This window comes from Haloplanus litoreus, assembly GCF_045690335.1.
Classification (GTDB): domain Archaea; phylum Halobacteriota; class Halobacteria; order Halobacteriales; family Haloferacaceae; genus Haloplanus; species Haloplanus litoreus.
Window position 1 is genome coordinate 1,423,237 of sequence record NZ_CP147874.1, and the last position, 16,588, is coordinate 1,439,824.

Sequence of the window (16,588 nt, forward strand, 5' to 3'; positions counted from 1 at the left end):
CTCGATATCGTCCGTTCTGGGCACCAATCGACTGTGTGTGCGAGCCATCACGACAGCGAGTAGCCAGTGGGTCAAGTAAGCCGTTCGCGTCCAACAGTCGAATGTTCGTACAGTCGTCGAAACGTCTCCTCGGACGGTCACTGCCGCTCGTGAGTGATCGTCGGTTGAGAACGCTCCGGTGTTCAGCACGCTCTCTCGGACAACGCATCGAGTCACATCGAGAGCGGTTCGATGCCGACCTATCGCCGTTTCGGAAGTGGCGGCTTCGGTACCTCGTCGGCGCCGGCGAGGGTTTTCGCACCCCAGATCGCCACGATCACGACGGCGAACAGCACCCAGAGCCAGACGTTGTAGACGTCCGCTCTCGGGGTTATCGCGACGATTTCACCCGAGAAGTTGGCCGAGGAGTGCAAGAGGATCGCAGCGAGGGTGCTTCGCGACGTGTTGTTGTAGACCCACGATAGCGCTATCGAGAGTGGGACGACACTGACGAAGAACAGCCAGAATTCGGGCGTCCCGACCCCGAGTCCGGACTGGTACGTGTCGGCGACGAAAAACAGCGGGAGGTGCCAGAGCGACCAGGCCACGCCGAGGATCACGCCCGAGACGAGAGCCGACCAGCGCAACTGGAGTCGGTCGAGCACGTAGCCGCGCCAGCCGAGTTCCTCCAGAACCGGCGGGAGCGTCACGAAAAAGAGGGTCGGCAGGATCGTGAGCGGGTTCGCGGCGAAGCCGATGACGCCCTCGGCCCACGTCGCCCCGACGCCACCGAACAAACGGTCGACGCCCGCGGCGAGGAGGCTCAACGCGAGTGGAACGGTGACGATGACGAGCACCCACCGCAGACCGATCCGACGAACGCTCCGGAGACGCTTCCAAAAGTCCGCGCGGCCTCGGTCGTCGTAGACGAGGTACGTGAACCCGATCCCACCGAGACCGGGGCCGGCGAGTCCCGCGACGAGCAACGCGACGCCTTCGACGGTGCTGAACGACACATCGAAGACGATAGCCGGAAGCCAGAACGCCCACGTGATGGCGTAGGTAGCCGCGAAGAACGTCCACGGACTCCCGATGGAGAGGCCGGTCGCGCCGGCGAGGTCGGGCCGTGCCCCGTCTATCGACATCGAATCACTCCGTACTCCTCGCGTCGCCAGTCCGTTCCTCGACGAACGTGGCGAACGCGTCGGCGAACGCGTCGACCGACTCCCAGTCGGTGAACTCCACGTCATCGGACGCGTCCACGTCCGGGAATCCGCTCTTGACGACGCGTTTCATCAGCGCTCCCAGCAGGAAGCCGTACTCCGAGAAGCGTATCGCCCCGCCGAAGAGACCGATGCGGTCGGGCCGCCAGTTCGTCGCTTCGACGAACTTCTCGACGTACGTCGTCGCTTCGGCCGCGCCGTCCTCGTTCGCGGACGCTCCGGACACTTGGAAGAAGCCGGTCGGCTTCGTCACCAGTACGTCGCGGTTGGCGGTGACGAACTTGCGGACGCCCTTCTGGTGTCGACCGAAGTGAATCGACGCGCCCACGAGTACGGCGTCGAAGCCGTCGACATCGAGGGGACTCCCGACCGCATTCACGTTCACCGTCGTCGGGTCGTGCCCCCGCGCCGTGAGTTCGTCGGCGAGGCGGTCGGCCACTTTCTCGGTCTGTCCCTCACCGGTGCCGTAGCAGACGAGGATGGATGCCATCGTTGGTCACGGACCAATAGTATGGCTGTCATGATAGTCGTAGGTGCTGCCGAGTAGGATACTGCCTCGACCGACTGAATGACGGCACTCGGCACCGTGAGCGGTCTAGCTTCATGTAGAAGCGATGTGAGGAGCAGGATGAGTGAATGACCGAGCCGACGAACACGGCCGTCTCGACTGAATCACCCGTCACCCGACGCCGCGTCCGACTGTCCGTCCTCGTCGCGGGCGGTCTGCTGGTGGCGTACCATCTGTTCGTCCGTCCCTGGTATCTCGACTGGGGCGCAACCGCCGACGAAATCGACCGAGAACTGCCCGGTGACGAACTGGTTCCAGCCCCGAGTGGCGAGACGACGCGCGCGGTCACCGTCGAGGCACCGAGCGACGATGTGTGGCCGTGGATCGTACAACTCGGCCAGGGCCGCGGTGGGTTCTACAGTTACAGTTGGCTCGAAAATCTGGTTGGTGCCGACATCCACAACGTCGACCGGATCGTTCCGGAGTTCCAACGACTGGCGGAGGGGGATTCGATACGGCTGGTGAAAGAGGACTACTGGCTCCGGAGTCCGATGACCTCGATGACGGTCGTAAAAGTCGACCCCAGTCGAACGCTCGTTCTTCGGGGTCACGACGGCGGGACGTGGACGTTCCACCTCGAACCGATTGACGACGAGACGACCCGGTTCGTCGTGCGCGGACGGACGCCACAGCAGTCGCTTCTCGGTCGTGCCCTTCGATATCTGGCCTACGAACTCCCCCATTTCGTCATGGAACGAGGGATGATGCGCGGAATCAAAGCACGTGCCGAACGGACTGGACGAACTGGAGACGACTCGTCGCCAGCGTAGTCCCGTCACGCGACGCTTGCAGACTCTTCGACGGGCACGGCAACCTCGTTCCGTCGCATGAACGGCGGCGTCCAAGGATCGTTGTACTGGAGCAATGCCCCCTGACCGCGTCCCTCGATACCTCGTTCGTCGAGGGCGGCGAAGAGTCGCTGGCGTTCCCGTTCGAAGCGGTCGTCGGTCGCGTACCACGAGAACCGCCGCACTGCGACCGTCCGCGACGGTTCGACGACGAGTCGAACGTCCGTATCGGTGGGGACGGGGGCCGTCTCGGCCGTGTACTCCGGTGGGAGGTAAAACGCCATGGTGACCGCCTCCGCTCCCCGATCCGTGCGCACGGGAGCCGTCATGGGGACGGTTGCACCTTCACGACGAAGCGTCCGGACGGGCGCAGTCATCGATATCGTCTCGCTTCGGGTGGTGACGGGTGCCGTCATCGCGACCGTTTCGCTCACTTCGTTCGCTCCCGTGATGTACCCGAAGAGTCGCCGGAAGGCAGTCCCCGAATCGGTCGCCGTCGTCTCGACGAGTACCGTCCGTGGGTATCGTCGAAGTTCGACGCCGTCGAACTGGTCGAGGGGTTCGTACGGGACGCGTTCGGTCGTCCGACTGACGTACACCCCCCACCCAACCCAGAGCGTGAACAGTCCGCCGAGAATCCCGAGGACAGCTTTCGTTAGCGAGCGCATACATGAAATACGTCGTCGTCGGTCAAAAGACCAGTTGGCCGACACCGCTTCAGAGACCGAAGTGACGCAGTACGGGAGTGGACGTCCGAGCGACACGATCTGACCGAACGGGGTGAACGTTCACCGGCCATTCGAATCCCGCAGGTGGACGACGACGATCAGGAGGGCAATGACGCCGAGAACGGGGCCGAATCCGGGTCCGTCACCCGTCGTCGGTGTCGGGGTCGACGTAGAGGATGCCGTCAGGGTTCGAGTCTCTGTCGTGGTCGGAGCCGGCGTCGAGGATGCCGTCGGTTCTCGAGTCGCCGTCGTGGTCGGCGTGGCCGCCGCTTCGGCTGTCGGGGCGACGGCGAAGACCGAGAGCCCGGGTGACTCCGCGCGGAAGGTCACGTGTGTGGCGTTCCGGTCGACGACACGAGTCCCGAGACGCCTCCACGTCCGATTCCCGGTGTCGTATCGGTGAAGAGCAATCCGTTCGGCGGCGACGTCTCGCTGTTGCAACTGGGTCCGGTTGAGAGCGAACACCATCGAGGTATTGGAGACGTTCTGGCGTGGAAATGCGTGTGTGACGTTGAAGTATCCGAACGGCGCTGGTCCGGAAAATCGGTGGATTCCGGAGCTCACATTAGCCATCGCCCGTACCGTGAACTGGTAGTCCCCACCTCGATTGGTGGTTATCGTCATCTCGTGCATACGGACTCCCGTATCGAACGCTCCCGAACCGTACTGGAAGCGGACGTGAATTTGCTCGTGTGCGCCGACGTTCTGGACGTGAACTGAGTGGTGGCCGCTCGAACCCGGACCAACGGAGACGTTGTGGCCGCCCCTGTGGCCGTCGTCTCCGCCATGCGGGCCGCCTCCATCCGGCCCTCCATTCCCGTGCCGTGCTGCGACTCCAGTCGTCAGCATCGCGGGAGCGATTCCGGCGAGAGCGACGGCACACACTACCAGAACGATTACCCCTGGTCGTCGATGCCACATATTCGTTCGACATTCTGTCGGTTAACCAATAAATACTGCGCCCTTGTCGATGCCGATCTGCGAGGCGATTTCGCGATCCTTGAATGCGCGATCTGGGGGGCGGAGACTGTGACGACCGCCGACGAAGTGCCTCACCCGCCGCTTCCGTCCGACGCGTAGATCGGTCACATGATGCTAGCCGGACTCACACTGCCACATCCATCGGTGTCCTATCCCACTGCTCGTGGGATCGGGCCAATCGTTTCTTGTCGGTGATCGTGGAACTGTCCCTGTGAGCCACGATCCGGACACGGTAGCAGAACGCGATTCCACGGGCGGCGACCCGTTAGTGTTGGACCGGATAGTGCTTGACCTAGACGCTGTACGGGAAACGTCCTGGGCCACGATCGCTGCTGTCGTGATCGCCGGTGGGGCAGCAGTGACGCTGTTCCATCTGATCCTGCCGACGATTTCGGATGTACTCGCCCCGGTGTTCGACGCGACGGGGGGTCTCGTGGGGATGACACTCCTCGCCAACCTCGCGTTCGTCGTCGTTATCGTCGGTGGAATCGTCCTCCAGTTCGGCGATCTTCGACCACGGGACATCGGACTCGTCTGGGAGAATATTCCCGTCGGCATCGGGATCACCGCTGGAACGTGGATACTCATGCAAGTGACCGGTGTCGCGGCACTGATACTCCAAGATGAGTCGCTCGCGCTCGCCGACTCGCTGACCCGGTTCGGAATACTTCCCGTTCTCGGTGGTTTCGTCGGACAGATCCTCGGAAACGCGCTCTACGAGGAGACCGTGTATCGGGCGTTTCTCCTGCCACAGCTCGCGAAGAAGTTCGCACGAATGGCAAAGATTGAGTCGCCGCGAACCGCGTTCCTCTTCGCACTCCTGGCCTCTCAGACAGTCTTCACACTCGTTCACGTCCCGGGGCGGTTCGCAGCCGGTGTCGAGATTGGGAACCTTCCGACGTTCCTCGTAGCGCCGTTCGTACTCGGTGTGTTGTTCGCACTCATCTACGCTCGAACCGGAAACCTGTTCGTCACGATCGGCCTCCACGCACTCGTCAACGATCCCGTCCTCCTCGTGGACGCGGGTGGGATCGTGTTGGTGCCACTCCTGCTCGTCGTCCTCGCCATCCTCGTGACCTGGCCGTCATTGATGACGTGGGTCGGGGCCGAAGAACCGCGTTCCGAACCGTCGTCGTGAAAATCTGATCTCGACGGGGCCGTACATTCCCGTCCTAGCCCGCTATTCGTCGGCCTAGCGGGAGAACTCTACCGCATCCTCGAGTTCGCTACCACTGTCGAACGACGGTGCCCGCGGGGGACCGCACGGGACGTTACCGGTTGGGGAACGACGTTACCGCTGGCTTCCGGACGGACTGGTCGGGACCTCCACGTCGGCGAGACGCTCGGGGCCGTAGGCCGCGACGACGGCCACTGCGGCGAGGGCGAAGACGGCGGCGTAGAGCGCGTTCGGTAGTTCGGTCTGCAGCGCAGCGCCGCCACCAGCAAGGTAGAGGATACCGCCAGTATTCACCGACGCGTGGAGCACCATCGTCAGCAGGACGCTCCCGCCGGTCCCGGCCACGCTCATTCTGGGTGTGGTCTGGGCGTTCTGGCACCTCCCCCAGCTGGTCGCGGACCCGAACGCAGTCTACAGCTTCGCGTGGCTCGTCGAGGAGATTCCGGGGATCTTCCGTCGAGTCGTCAACATCGTGGGCTTTGCATTCCTCTTGACGTGGATCTACAACGGGACAGAGAGCGTGCTACTCGCACTGTTGCTCCATGCGGGCATCAACACGGCCAATAGTACGCTCGTCCCGCTCCCGATCGAGGCGATCACTGGCGAGAGCTTCGTGACGGTTCTAATTGCGGTTGATGTCGCGGTCTGGGTCGTTGCCATCGTGCTTATGGTCGCTACCCGTGGACAGCTGGGATACGACACCACACGGGACACTGCTGACCGTCAAGAGATTCGCTGACGTCTCGATTTAGCAGATACTGTCGCTGTATGTGACGGAAGGCACGATAGTTCTACATACGCGCGCGAGGAATGCGCTCTCGATGCCCTCCAAACTCAGTGCAGTGATATTCAGTCAGCCATCTGGCCGAACCCATGCACTAGTTATGTTCGCCGGATCACTCGTCTTCTTGGGTCTCTACGTATATTCTGGAGTTATAGGCGACTCTTCCTCGAGCAGTTGGCTCGTTCCAATGACGATCGGAACAGCCCTGTCGGGCATCGCCGAGTCCCTGCCGAAAGATCGACGACAGACAGCGGGTATCTTCCGCGTAACGGCGTTTCTCCTCCTGACGGGTCTTCTCGCTACCACGGTCTTCGCTCCCGAATTCGTCGTTGGGGAATAGATCACATCGGAGGCGAGGACGCAGCGGACGGTTCACGTGACCGTAGTTTCACCCCTGGCATAGCCCCCCTCCGGTGGGGCAAGCCTGCTCACAGAACGTTCGATCCAATACCCCAAGCCACCCCGTTCACCACACAACATACCAGAAGGAACCCGGCGAAAAGGATGGCCGGCGGCGAGTCGTAGTATCCAATACCGAGAGTGACCGTACTCAGCGAACCGAAACATGTGCCGATAGGCAAGGAAAGTCCAGACAGCATAGCGGTTGGCACGCTCGCGTTACTGTAGCCGAATCCCCCAGCGATTGCTCCACCACCGAGGATACTACCGAACACAACGACACTGGAACCCAGACTATATATCTCGACACTGATCAGTCCACCTGCGTAGCCGATCCGAAGAGCCGAGTACGTGACTGCGGTAGCCATACACAGGAAGAGCACGCTAGGAACAGTACAAGCTCGAACGCGGGTCGGAGAGAGCAGGTTCATGAGTGCTATGCCTCTCGCTTCGGTGAAACAACGGAGATACGGAATTTATCTTTTCCGTACTGAGCGTATCAGGTCTTCATCTTGCGCTCCCAGGCTACCTCACGCTCGCTCGGCGGCGAGAGTGATTGAATTCGATATCGAGTGCGCCGACAACGCGCTCCGAACGCTTATCTCAAGTATACATTGATTTAGCTTCAATACACGATGTTCCCCTGTAGATAGCGGAGTCCGACCCGAGCGCCTCAAAATGCCGATTCAGTCGAAATAATCATCAGATTGGGGAGAGGAACGGCACTCATGAACCCGTACGTGTTACTCGGCACCGCGATTTTCTCCGAGGTTCTCGGAACGACAGCACTGAAATTTTCTCAGGGATTTTCACGCCCACTACCGAGTCTGGGTGTACTCGTTGGATACGGTGCTGCTTTCTACTTTCTTTCGCTCGCGTTGGAGGATCTTCCGGTTGGTGTCGTCTATGGGACGTGGGCTGCCCTCGGGATCGTCGCAATCGCAGCTATCGGTGTCGTCGCGTTCGACGAGCAGGTCGATTTTGCAGGGATCGTAGGTATTGGCCTCATCATCGCCGGTGTATACTGTCTCAACATTATCTCCGATATGTCCGCACATTAAATGGCTCCTCTTGAGCCCTATCCCGTTCAGCGCTTCTTCGGCAGAAGTCAAGCAATCTAACGTTTGATTCGCTCCCGCTCCTTGAGAGGGAAGACATCGTACTCTGGAAGAACGTTGAACTCAAGACAGTGAAAAACGGCTCCCCTTAGGCACCGCTGGGCCGCCGATCGAACACGTCGAGAATCGGTGCGGAATTTGGCAAGTGTGGGAGCCGGAGTTCCCGATCAGAACACTCCACGACGACTGTCGAGGTATCAAGCCACCTGTGGATTCGATCACGCTCGACGCGTAATCCACTTTCGTCCCACGGATCGATCCGCCAGAGGCGCGTCCGAAACAGCCGATCATAGGCGACTATCCCGCCCTCTGAGACTCGGAACTCGACGCAGCCGTACCGCAGCCAGTGGTCGATCGTGAGTACCCCTATCGGAACGACCAGACTAGCCACCACAAAGATGAAGACAATATCCCAGGCTCGTCCCATCACGAAGAGAAGCGAAATGAGAAGGAGGAATCCACCGATGGCCAACGCGCCGGGATGACGCCGTACGTTTGAGGCCGAAACACCACCGAACAGCCTTGCCGAGATGGAAGGACGCAGTCGGTCGGTCACAGGCTCAACCGGTTCGATCGTTTCGTCGGATGGTGGTTCGTATGCCCACCCGAGTTCGAAGTACGATGCCTCATCGAAGGCAACCAGTCGCTCGCGATACAACCCTCCGAGATCGAAGCTGAACTTCACGAGCACGATTCCGACCAAGAGTGGAGGGCCGACGACAGTCGGGTCGACAGCCGTGATCGGAGCGTCGGAGGATACGGAGTCCGTACCGAGTCCGACGAATGTTGCTGTGACTAGCCCACCGATACCGATCACTGCTCCGCGCATGAAACTGCCCTGAATTGCGGTCTGGGCACTATGTTCACGGTACCCGTGGCGATAAAAATACTCGATCAGCGTCGAGGCACCCTCACTGAGGAAGATGCTGAGTGAGGCGAGCGTCACCATCTCCAGCGCGCTCGGATCGAGCGTTTCGGGACCGACCACACCGACGGTCGTGACCCCCGCAAAAAACCATACGAGTGTGAGGATGGGGATCGCAACGGCGAGCACGGGCAGCGTCGAGATCCTGATTCCGAGTTCGGTGCACGGGATCGAGATCTCTGTTCGCTTGCTCGCCAGCGCCCCTGCAATCAACGGCTCGGAATCGAATTCCGAGGGCCGGCCTGCGAACACCGCTCGAACGAGTGCCCAAAACGAGATAATCCCGAGTTCGAACCAGTACAGGAACACGAGTGCGGCGAGATCCCACCCGAGGGCGACGACGCCGACGAGTGGAAGCGCGTTTGCGACGATGACGGCGATCGTCTCGGGCGAAGGACTATCGTGCCGCACTTTTTCGAGCGGGCCCATCCATTGATTGTGGAGGTTGACCGAGACAAATATCTGGCTCTCTAGTTCAGTCCAGACGCGTTCACGAGAGGAGTGAGAGAGCGTACGTTCTGCAGACCAGCAGTCCAGCGACCGTGAGCCAGACCGCCATCAATTCATCTTGAACAAGGTGTGAGGTGAAGCTCTCTCCGAGGGCAGCTCCGACCGGAGCGAGAAGTAGCGTTAGCGTAGCTACGTAGTGGGGATGTACCCTTGAGAACGTCTCCGTTCGTGGATCCTGAGCCATGAATTCGAGAGTCAGTGTCCGCACGAGGACTTAGTTAAAAAGCTACCGCCCCGCGTCTCTTTGGCAGAAGCGCACTGTAGTGAGTAACAGTTCTACAACTTGGGAGGTTAAACATACCGAGAAAGCCAATAGATATGCTATCTATATAGTCGGGGCGAATAGCGACACCGTCAGAAAACTGGACGTAATCCGAACCGTCCGGTAAGTTGGTCGACGCCTACTCTCAACAGTGCCTCACCGAGTGTGAGCGTCAGTGTGAAGCCCACGAGAAGCGGCCAGACGGTAAGATACGACGAAAGCGGATGGGGGTGCGTTACGTACAACCACTGATACACGGTATTCCCGAGTATCCAGAGCGTCACGAGCGGAGGAGTGACGAGTGAGAAGCGTCCAAACAAAAATAGAGGAACAGCAGTCGTCAGAAACATCCCGATCCACGTATATCCCAGTGCGATGACTGTCGTGATTCCCCTGCTTGAGATCGAAACTCCTGACGCGAATATCCACCCGAGGACTGTAATCGCGTACACGACGCCACCGACAATCGGGAGAGTGTATTTCGCGGAGTGACCTCTGAGTTCTGAGAGGGAGGGCATACAGCCGAATTCGTCCATACAGCAGTTAGTTCCACGTTTCTATCGGCTGTGCAGCCAGTTGGAGCGATAGAAAAACACGCTGCTTACGACTGTGATGTCAAGTGTGAGCCACAGCAAGTACCCCCGTAGGATCAGGCACAAACAGCGGACCGAGGAGGTCACCAACCAAGGCTCCGAGTAAGACACAAAGGGCGCTACGGAGCGTGGAATGAACCATATTCCGATGGCGATGTTCCAACCAGATGGGTCTTCGGTATGGGTCTAATGTCCCTTACATCTCACCGTGACTTCCGAAAAACCACAACTCACACGGGTAGTCAGAGAGACGTCGTCTCATTGAGGCCGAAGCATATGCCCCTGCGTCGAAGAAAAGCCCTTCAGCTGTCCGGTCTCGGGATAACGATACTGAGTGGTTGCACGTTCGGATTCGGCGGAACGAGCGACGAGATCGACGTCACTATGACAAACAACGATGGGACCACGCACCGACTGTCGGTCACTATCTCGTTCGAGAACTCGGTGCTCGTGGACGAAACAGTCACACTAGCAGCAGACGAATCATCGACCACGACGTTCGAGAATCCACGATATACGGGATCGGCCCTCCTCGAAGCCGAGCTCGACACCGCCGAGAGAACGCAAACCGAGATACGAGTCGGGCCGGGGACGGGGATACGAGACGTCTTCGTCGAGATCCGCGCAGATGGGGAACTGACTGCGTTCGCGGGGCGGACCTGACGCGAATCGGCCATCGGAGAGGAAATACTTATCAGATTACTAAATGAACCACGGTTATGGCTGTCCTGAAAGCCCTCCGCCAAACGCCGAGCGCCCTCCAGCGCAATCCGATACTGTTCGCCCCGGTATTCGTAATACTACTGTTCCAAATCCCGCAGTTAGTTCTCCAAGCGATCAATCCACTCGTCGCCAGCGTCGTCTCGATGGTGATCTCGCTCGTATTTATTTTCATCATGCCGTTCTTCCAGGCCGGCATCGTCGGCATGGCTGACGAAGCACTCGACGGACAGACGTCGCTCGAAAGCTTCGTTCGCGAAGGCAAATCGAACTACGTGTCGATTCTCGTCGTATCGCTCGTACTCGTTGCCGTCAACTTCGCACTCGGGTTCGTCGCGTTCTTCGTGGCAATCTTCGGTGGCTTCGCAGCGTACAGCGACACCGGTGGCGTCGGCATCGGAGTCCTCGTCATTATCGGCCTGATCGTCGCTCTCGTGGTACTCGCGTATTTACTGGTACTCTTCTTCGTCCAGTTCTACAGTCAGGCTATCGTTATCGACGATCTCGGTGCTGTCGGTGGGCTCAAACACAGCGTCTCCGTCGTCCGCCATCATCTCGTGAGTACACTTGGATACTCGGTACTCGTTGGGATACTCGGCGGTATTGCTGGTGGGGTGTTTGCTATTGGTTCGCTCCTCACGTCACCCCAGTCCCCCAGCACGTTACCCCTTCCGCAGGTTTCTCTAGCTGGTGCTGTTGGTGTTTCCCTTCTCGTTCTTGTCTTTGGAGCACTGTTCGGTGGCTTCTTCGGCGTCTATTCGGTTGCGTTCTATCGGACGATCAATCCCGGAGCCACCGATGGTACTTGATCGGAAAACTGCCAGTGCGGCACTCGCACTGGTCGTGATCGTCCTCTCACAGTGGCCGGTGGTCGACAGTTCGCCGTTCCGACTCGCTATTTTTCTCTGTGGTGGCGTTCTCGTCACGGTACTGGATATCTCCGCGTGGCTCCGACCTCGAGGCGAGTCACGCCACTCGAATCCAATGCATCGAGGATAGGCACACAAGCATGATTCGAGCTTTTCTCAAGTACATCTTGTTTCTAGTACTTTCGCTGTTCATCGCCACTATCGCGAGTACTCCTCTCGAAGGGAGTCCCGAACCGGGGAGTTTCCCGAGGTTGGTCTGGGTTATTATCTTCTTCACCGTATTCACGCTTCTATTCGCGTGGGATTCAGGGCATCTGAGTCGCTAGCGTTGAAGGGGTACGAAACAATTCAAGAGTACACCGAACGTGGCCGTCGATGATGGCCAGCCGTAACGTCGACGACACCGAGACAATTCTCGCGGACCTCGAATTGACGCGGGGGCTCACGATCCGGATGACTGCGATCGGAACGCTCGGGATGATCGTCGGCTGGGCGGTGTTCAGTACCCTCTATCAGATGGCAACTGGACACGTTGCGCGTTTTCAGTTCGCACCCCCTGGTATTGGATGGTGGACCGACGCGCTGAACGTGGTAGTGATCGTGATTCTGGGGACCGCTTTCATCGTTCCGCACGAATGGCTCCACGGGCTCGCGATCCGATACTACGGCGGTGAAGCACGCTACGGTGTCGGCATCGCCCACTTCATCCTCCCCTACGCGTACGCGACGACAGATCACGAGTTTTCCCGGAACCAGTTTATCGTCGTGCTCTTGACGCCGCTCGTCGTCTTGACGGTTCTCGGTGTCCCGCTCATGATCGTATTCGAGTGGGGGTGGCTGATCGTCCCGCTCACGTTGAATGCCGCGGGCGCGATCGCCGACATCTGGATGACGCTGATGGTACTGAGCTATCCCGCTCACATCCGAATCGTCGATCACGAAGGCGGCGTTCGTATTCTCGGACGAGAGGCCGATCGTCCGCGATCACTGTCGATAACGAAATTGGTCTGGGAGGCACTTTCAGGGGCCGCCGTCGCGACATTCGGCGTCTTGATTCTATTAGCAGTCGGCGGTCCAATCCTGTTGTCGATCCTCGGTATCGAGTCACTCACGGTCGGCACGCCGGGTACGATCACGTACGTCTTCTCGTTCACGAACACACCCGAGGAGATCTCGTTCGGAGTCGGGCTTGGTGTTCTGAGTCTTGGCGCAACAGTTGGACTTGGCTATGCGCTTCTCCGAAGTTATCTCCGAGGTAAGCGTCCTGCCGAGACGACTGTGGAGTCCGAGTAGTCGAGGTTCGACTGGATTTAATTGTGGATCTCAATTAGTGCTCCAAGCGTCGCTAGTCCGACACTCGACCCGGCATTTCGGCGTAGAGAACCAGTTCTGTTCCGTCAGGTGGGGAAACCCCCTCGACCGTCGCGAAGGCACAGGCAACGAGGAGGAGACTCATCCCGGCGAGCCATCGGTCGCGTCCGTCCAATCCTTGAAACGAGACCGAGAACTCCGCTGGATAGCCGAGAGCGGTCCAGATGACGAGTCCCCATACGGTGTCACGGTTGCCGAGCAGAAATGGCTCATGTGAGTAGCAGAGATAGGTATCTATCGACGTTCTTCTCGTCGAGATGCCATCTGCTGTTGAGCGTCGGCTATCGCTTCCACGGCGACGAGACCTCTCCAAAGGAAGTATAAGACTACGATCAAGAACCCGGGTAAGATTCCAAGTAACAACTGCCCTGCGATTACTATCGAATACGCTAGAAGGAGTACGTAGAACACTCCTATCGCGATGATCCAGTTGCGTGAAATTGATGGTGGGGACCAATCCGCCATACATTTGAACGAACTGTCACTGGCTTAGTGATTACGCTCCGTGAGTAGCGAACGGTTCGTTGACGGTCGCGGCTGATAACGGAGAAATGTCCGGAGTGCGGTTGCGTTGGCCTGTATCTGACCCCCTGGTTCATCAGAGAGCGAAGCGTACCGGATATCATGAATTCTCGCCATCGCTTTCTCATTGCGGCGGAATTCGTCGTCGTCTCCGGAGTGATGAGTATACTCACTGCGCCGGCGTTGCCGACGCGGATGGCGACACACTGGAACGCAGCGGGACTGCCCGATGGCACGATGTCGAAGCCCGTAGCACTCGTACTTCTCCCCGCGATGGCCGCCGTTTTGCTCGTCGTCTTCGCACTCGTCCCACGTATCGATCCGCTTCGAGAGAACATCGCAGCGTTCCGACCCGTATACGACTGGTTCGTCGTCGTGTTCACGGTGCTCATGGCCGTCATCCACGGGGATGTCATCGCGTTCAATCTCGGCTACGAACTCGACGTCACGCTTCTCGTCCTCGCGGCCGTCGCGGGCTTGTTCTACTACGTCGGGGTGCTTCTCGAGCACGCAGAACGCAACTGGTTCGTCGGTATTCGGACACCTTGGACGCTCTCGAACGGCGACGTCTGGGACCGAACGCATCGTCTCGGGAGCCGCCTGTTCAAACTGACCGCACTCGTTGCACTCGTCGGGCTCTTCTTTGGCGAGTACGCGATCTATTTCCTCGTGGGACCGGCTCTCCTCACCGCAGGCATCACGGTCGTATACTCGTACTATTTCTACGAGCAACTCGAACGCGACTCGGTGCCAGACGTAACAGAATGACTGCAAATCCGTCCGCTCGAAGCAAAGCCAAAACGGTCGACTGGGAACTCGACGTCGCTGATTCCTCGCTCTTGCTCGGCCTCGCGTACGTCTTTCCGAGTATCCTCGGTGGCGTCATCGTGCTAGCCTTCGGATTGTTGCTGTGGCTTGTCGCAGCGGCAGTCTGGGCCGGTGATCTTGGCCGAGCCATCGGCTTGATCGTCGTCGCAGTACTGGCGCTGCTCTCCCGCCGCTATTTCCCCGCCTTGCTAGATACAAACTTGGGGACGCCGTTCTCCGAGCGGTTCTCACGTCGCGGACTGCTCGTCGGAAGCCTCCTCGGTGCACTCACCCTCCTCGGGAGCACTCAGGTGTATCCCTCCGCTCCGTTCGCAGTGTTCATCGCCAGCTGGATTCCGCTAGTACTCACCGCAGCGTTCCCGACGAGCGGGCACGCGGACTTGGCGGCGAAAACTCTCGTCGTCGACGAGACCAAGGTTCCCCTCCAAGAAGTGAGGGCGTTCCGGGTTATTTCGATGGGTGCGTTCGCCGTGTGCTGGCTCTCGTATACCCGGGGGTCCCCGACCGTACCTCGCATCGTCGTACTGCCATCCGACTACGTCGATGCAGTTGCAAATCTGATCGACGCGGTTCCAGAGTCGTCCAACGAGGAACGCTCGACGATCGATCGGGCGGAACGAATCGTCGCTGGACTCTTCGGACTCGGGATGGTCGCTATCGGGCCACTTCTCTGGTTCGTTCTCCCACCAGGGGATGGGCAAGCAATTGCACTGTATGCAGGTGCGATGTTCGGTCTGTTTGGTGTGCTGTTGCTCTGGTACGCATATACCGCTTGAGTTTCCTGAAGAGATTTACTGAATCTCGGTTTTGGTGAAACCCTTCTCGGTTGATTGGTTTCAGCATTCATGCTGAATAGAGTTGAGCAACCGAACGTTCATATGAAATTGATGAGGAGATGCGGTATGTCAGACCGGACTGACCGCCTGCTTGCCCTCCACGTGATATTGATGGCCCTGTTCGTCGTATCACAAACGACTGTCGTTCCGCGAAATCAACTCTTGGGCTCAATCGGAATAGTATTAGGAACTCTTGCCATCATATACGCGCTTGTCGAACTCAAAAACGCGTTCTGAGTCCCCGCTTCTTTGCACAATCATCTAATGCCTGTCACGCTACTCAGCGACTGAAACAAACGATAGCTACTGCTGAGGGTGTCATAGAACTCTTGTCACACTGTGATGATCGTGCTTCCCGGATTGTCTCCGCGTTCGTAGTTTGTGATTGCGACGACGAGACGAAGGCACAGCGCGAGGAACACCTGCGCTCGTGCGTGGACCCGGCCTCGGGCGTGTGTTCGCCCGAGGCCGCAGTCTTTTACTGATTCGTTGGTTCGTTCGACGCCAGTCCGGCGGTTGTATGTCTCATCCAGCGTGGACTGCTTCAGCTGAACGTCCTCGCTGTGTTTGGTGATGCGATCTTCGACCCTGTACTCGATGTCTTTTGGGTCGTCGGTGTTTCGTGCGTTGTACGGAGCGACTGGCACGACCCCTGCGGCCAGCAGGTGGTCGTGCCAGTCGAGTGTGTCGTAGGCGCTGTCACCGACCATCCACATCGGCTGGGCGACGGCGAGCGCGTCACGCGTGACGCGCATCGCCGTCTCCTCTGGCGCTTGCTTACTCTCTGTGAACTCCGCCGCAATCGGGATCTTTTGCCCGGTCGAGACGATCGTGCAACCGTAGCCGTAGTAGTATTCTTCGGCGGTTGGATCGTAGCATTTCGACGCATCTGGATCGGCGGGCATCGCCCTCACGTCGGTTGAATCGATGCAGTAGGTCAAGTCGAGCAGGCCGCAGCGGGCGGCCTGCTCGACGAGCCTGGTGAAAACATCGTCAACGACGTGTTCGAGATCGGTGAGAAAGCGATCGACCGCGTCTCTCGACGGCGGTCGATCGAAGCCACAGCTCAGCCAGACAATCGTGTTCCGAAGCTCTCGTTCAACGGGACGAATACCGTAGATGTCCTTGTAGTAGCAGTGGAGAAAGCCACGCATCAGCTCTGGTGGTTCGTGGTCTCGTGTTCGCCCCGTCTGCGCCGGGGCGAACACGTCGAACTCTGTGAGAAACTCGAAAGAGAGGTACTCAAACAGCGCTAGTGTCTCTGTCTCCACGACATTGAAGAACGTCTCTACCGAAGGATCATCTTGCAGGGTCGCTGAACTCATTCCACCTCAGCGTTCACCCTGCACTTTGGTGTACGAATCGTTTTCGAGGGTATCCCCTACTATTTAATGGGATACTCTCTTT

General features: G+C 58.8%; 19 protein-coding genes. 11 read left to right on the forward strand and 8 right to left on the reverse strand.

What is annotated here, in order from left to right; genetic code table 11:
• Window positions 1-239: 239 nt before the first annotated feature.
• Window positions 240-1,124, reverse strand: coding sequence for a CPBP family glutamic-type intramembrane protease (locus V8686_RS07650; protein ID WP_379703382.1), 885 nt, complete (start codon window positions 1,122-1,124; stop codon window positions 240-242).
• A 4-nt stretch (window positions 1,125-1,128) separates the two neighbouring features.
• Entirely contained in the window at window positions 1,129-1,692 is a 564-nt protein-coding gene (locus tag V8686_RS07655; RefSeq protein WP_379703383.1) for a flavodoxin domain-containing protein, read from the reverse strand.
• Window positions 1,693-1,838: 146 nt separating this feature from the next.
• Between V8686_RS07655 and V8686_RS07660 the strand changes: the two genes are divergently transcribed.
• Window positions 1,839-2,540, forward strand: a complete 702-nt coding sequence (locus tag V8686_RS07660) for an SRPBCC family protein (RefSeq protein ID WP_379703384.1) — start codon at window positions 1,839-1,841, stop codon at window positions 2,538-2,540.
• 5 nt (window positions 2,541-2,545) lie between these two features.
• On the opposite strand, the gene V8686_RS07665 is transcribed toward V8686_RS07660, so the two are convergent.
• Together V8686_RS07665 and V8686_RS07670 are read right to left on the reverse strand one after the other, a co-directional pair.
• Entirely contained in the window at window positions 2,546-3,226 is a 681-nt protein-coding gene (locus V8686_RS07665; protein ID WP_379703385.1) for an SOUL family heme-binding protein, read from the reverse strand.
• Window positions 3,227-3,346: 120 nt separating this feature from the next.
• Entirely contained in the window at window positions 3,347-4,207 is an 861-nt protein-coding gene (locus V8686_RS07670; protein ID WP_379703386.1) for a PGF-pre-PGF domain-containing protein, read from the reverse strand.
• A 418-nt stretch (window positions 4,208-4,625) separates the two neighbouring features.
• Here V8686_RS07670 and V8686_RS07675 point away from each other — a divergent pair, with 418 nt between their 5' ends.
• Entirely contained in the window at window positions 4,626-5,405 is a 780-nt protein-coding gene (locus V8686_RS07675; RefSeq protein WP_379703387.1) for a CPBP family intramembrane glutamic endopeptidase, read from the forward strand.
• A 153-nt stretch (window positions 5,406-5,558) separates the two neighbouring features.
• On the opposite strand, the gene V8686_RS07680 is transcribed toward V8686_RS07675, so the two are convergent.
• A complete protein-coding gene (locus V8686_RS07680; protein ID WP_379703388.1) occupies window positions 5,559-5,795 on the reverse strand; it encodes a hypothetical protein in 237 nt (78 codons plus the stop codon).
• A 7-nt stretch (window positions 5,796-5,802) separates the two neighbouring features.
• Between V8686_RS07680 and V8686_RS07685 the strand changes: the two genes are divergently transcribed.
• The 3 genes from V8686_RS07685 (at window position 5,803) to V8686_RS07695 (ending at window position 7,688) form a co-directional block, all read left to right on the forward strand.
• On the forward strand, window positions 5,803-6,183 hold the full coding sequence (locus V8686_RS07685; protein ID WP_379703389.1) for a CPBP family glutamic-type intramembrane protease: 381 nt from the start codon (window positions 5,803-5,805) through the stop codon (window positions 6,181-6,183).
• 82 nt (window positions 6,184-6,265) lie between these two features.
• On the forward strand, window positions 6,266-6,568 hold the full coding sequence (locus V8686_RS07690) for a hypothetical protein (RefSeq protein ID WP_379703390.1): 303 nt from the start codon (window positions 6,266-6,268) through the stop codon (window positions 6,566-6,568).
• A 787-nt stretch (window positions 6,569-7,355) separates the two neighbouring features.
• Window positions 7,356-7,688: a DMT family transporter gene (locus tag V8686_RS07695; protein ID WP_379703392.1), complete on the forward strand. Its 333-nt coding sequence runs from the start codon at window positions 7,356-7,358 to the stop codon at window positions 7,686-7,688.
• Between the two features lie 145 nt (window positions 7,689-7,833).
• Here V8686_RS07695 and V8686_RS07700 read toward each other — a convergent pair whose 3' ends face one another.
• On the reverse strand, window positions 7,834-9,099 hold the full coding sequence (locus V8686_RS07700; protein WP_379703393.1) for a DUF6498-containing protein: 1,266 nt from the start codon (window positions 9,097-9,099) through the stop codon (window positions 7,834-7,836).
• A 435-nt stretch (window positions 9,100-9,534) separates the two neighbouring features.
• Window positions 9,535-9,978, reverse strand: a complete 444-nt coding sequence (locus V8686_RS07705; RefSeq protein ID WP_379703394.1) for a hypothetical protein — start codon at window positions 9,976-9,978, stop codon at window positions 9,535-9,537.
• A 333-nt stretch (window positions 9,979-10,311) separates the two neighbouring features.
• Here V8686_RS07705 and V8686_RS07710 point away from each other — a divergent pair, with 333 nt between their 5' ends.
• The 6 genes from V8686_RS07710 to V8686_RS07735 all read left to right on the forward strand — a co-directional run bounded on the left by V8686_RS07710 (window position 10,312) and on the right by V8686_RS07735 (window position 15,418).
• Window positions 10,312-10,698, forward strand: coding sequence for a hypothetical protein (locus V8686_RS07710; RefSeq protein WP_379703395.1), 387 nt, complete (start codon window positions 10,312-10,314; stop codon window positions 10,696-10,698).
• A gap of 56 nt (window positions 10,699-10,754) precedes the next feature.
• On the forward strand, window positions 10,755-11,564 hold the full coding sequence (locus V8686_RS07715) for a DUF7847 domain-containing protein (RefSeq protein ID WP_379703396.1): 810 nt from the start codon (window positions 10,755-10,757) through the stop codon (window positions 11,562-11,564).
• Between the two features lie 435 nt (window positions 11,565-11,999).
• Window positions 12,000-12,917, forward strand: a complete 918-nt coding sequence (locus tag V8686_RS07720; protein WP_379703397.1) for a DUF3267 domain-containing protein — start codon at window positions 12,000-12,002, stop codon at window positions 12,915-12,917.
• A gap of 702 nt (window positions 12,918-13,619) precedes the next feature.
• On the forward strand, window positions 13,620-14,285 hold the full coding sequence (locus tag V8686_RS07725; protein ID WP_379703398.1) for an SdpI family protein: 666 nt from the start codon (window positions 13,620-13,622) through the stop codon (window positions 14,283-14,285).
• A 71-nt stretch (window positions 14,286-14,356) separates the two neighbouring features.
• On the forward strand, window positions 14,357-15,121 hold the full coding sequence (locus V8686_RS07730; protein ID WP_379703399.1) for a hypothetical protein: 765 nt from the start codon (window positions 14,357-14,359) through the stop codon (window positions 15,119-15,121).
• A gap of 126 nt (window positions 15,122-15,247) precedes the next feature.
• Window positions 15,248-15,418 (forward strand): hypothetical protein, encoded by a 171-nt coding sequence (locus V8686_RS07735; protein WP_379703400.1) that lies wholly within the window; start codon window positions 15,248-15,250, stop codon window positions 15,416-15,418.
• Window positions 15,419-15,513: 95 nt separating this feature from the next.
• Here V8686_RS07735 and V8686_RS07740 read toward each other — a convergent pair whose 3' ends face one another.
• The gene (locus V8686_RS07740; protein ID WP_379703401.1) at window positions 15,514-16,506 is read right to left on the reverse strand and encodes a transposase; all 993 of its coding nucleotides are present in this window, start codon (window positions 16,504-16,506) and stop codon (window positions 15,514-15,516) included.
• Window positions 16,507-16,588 lie beyond the last annotated feature (82 nt).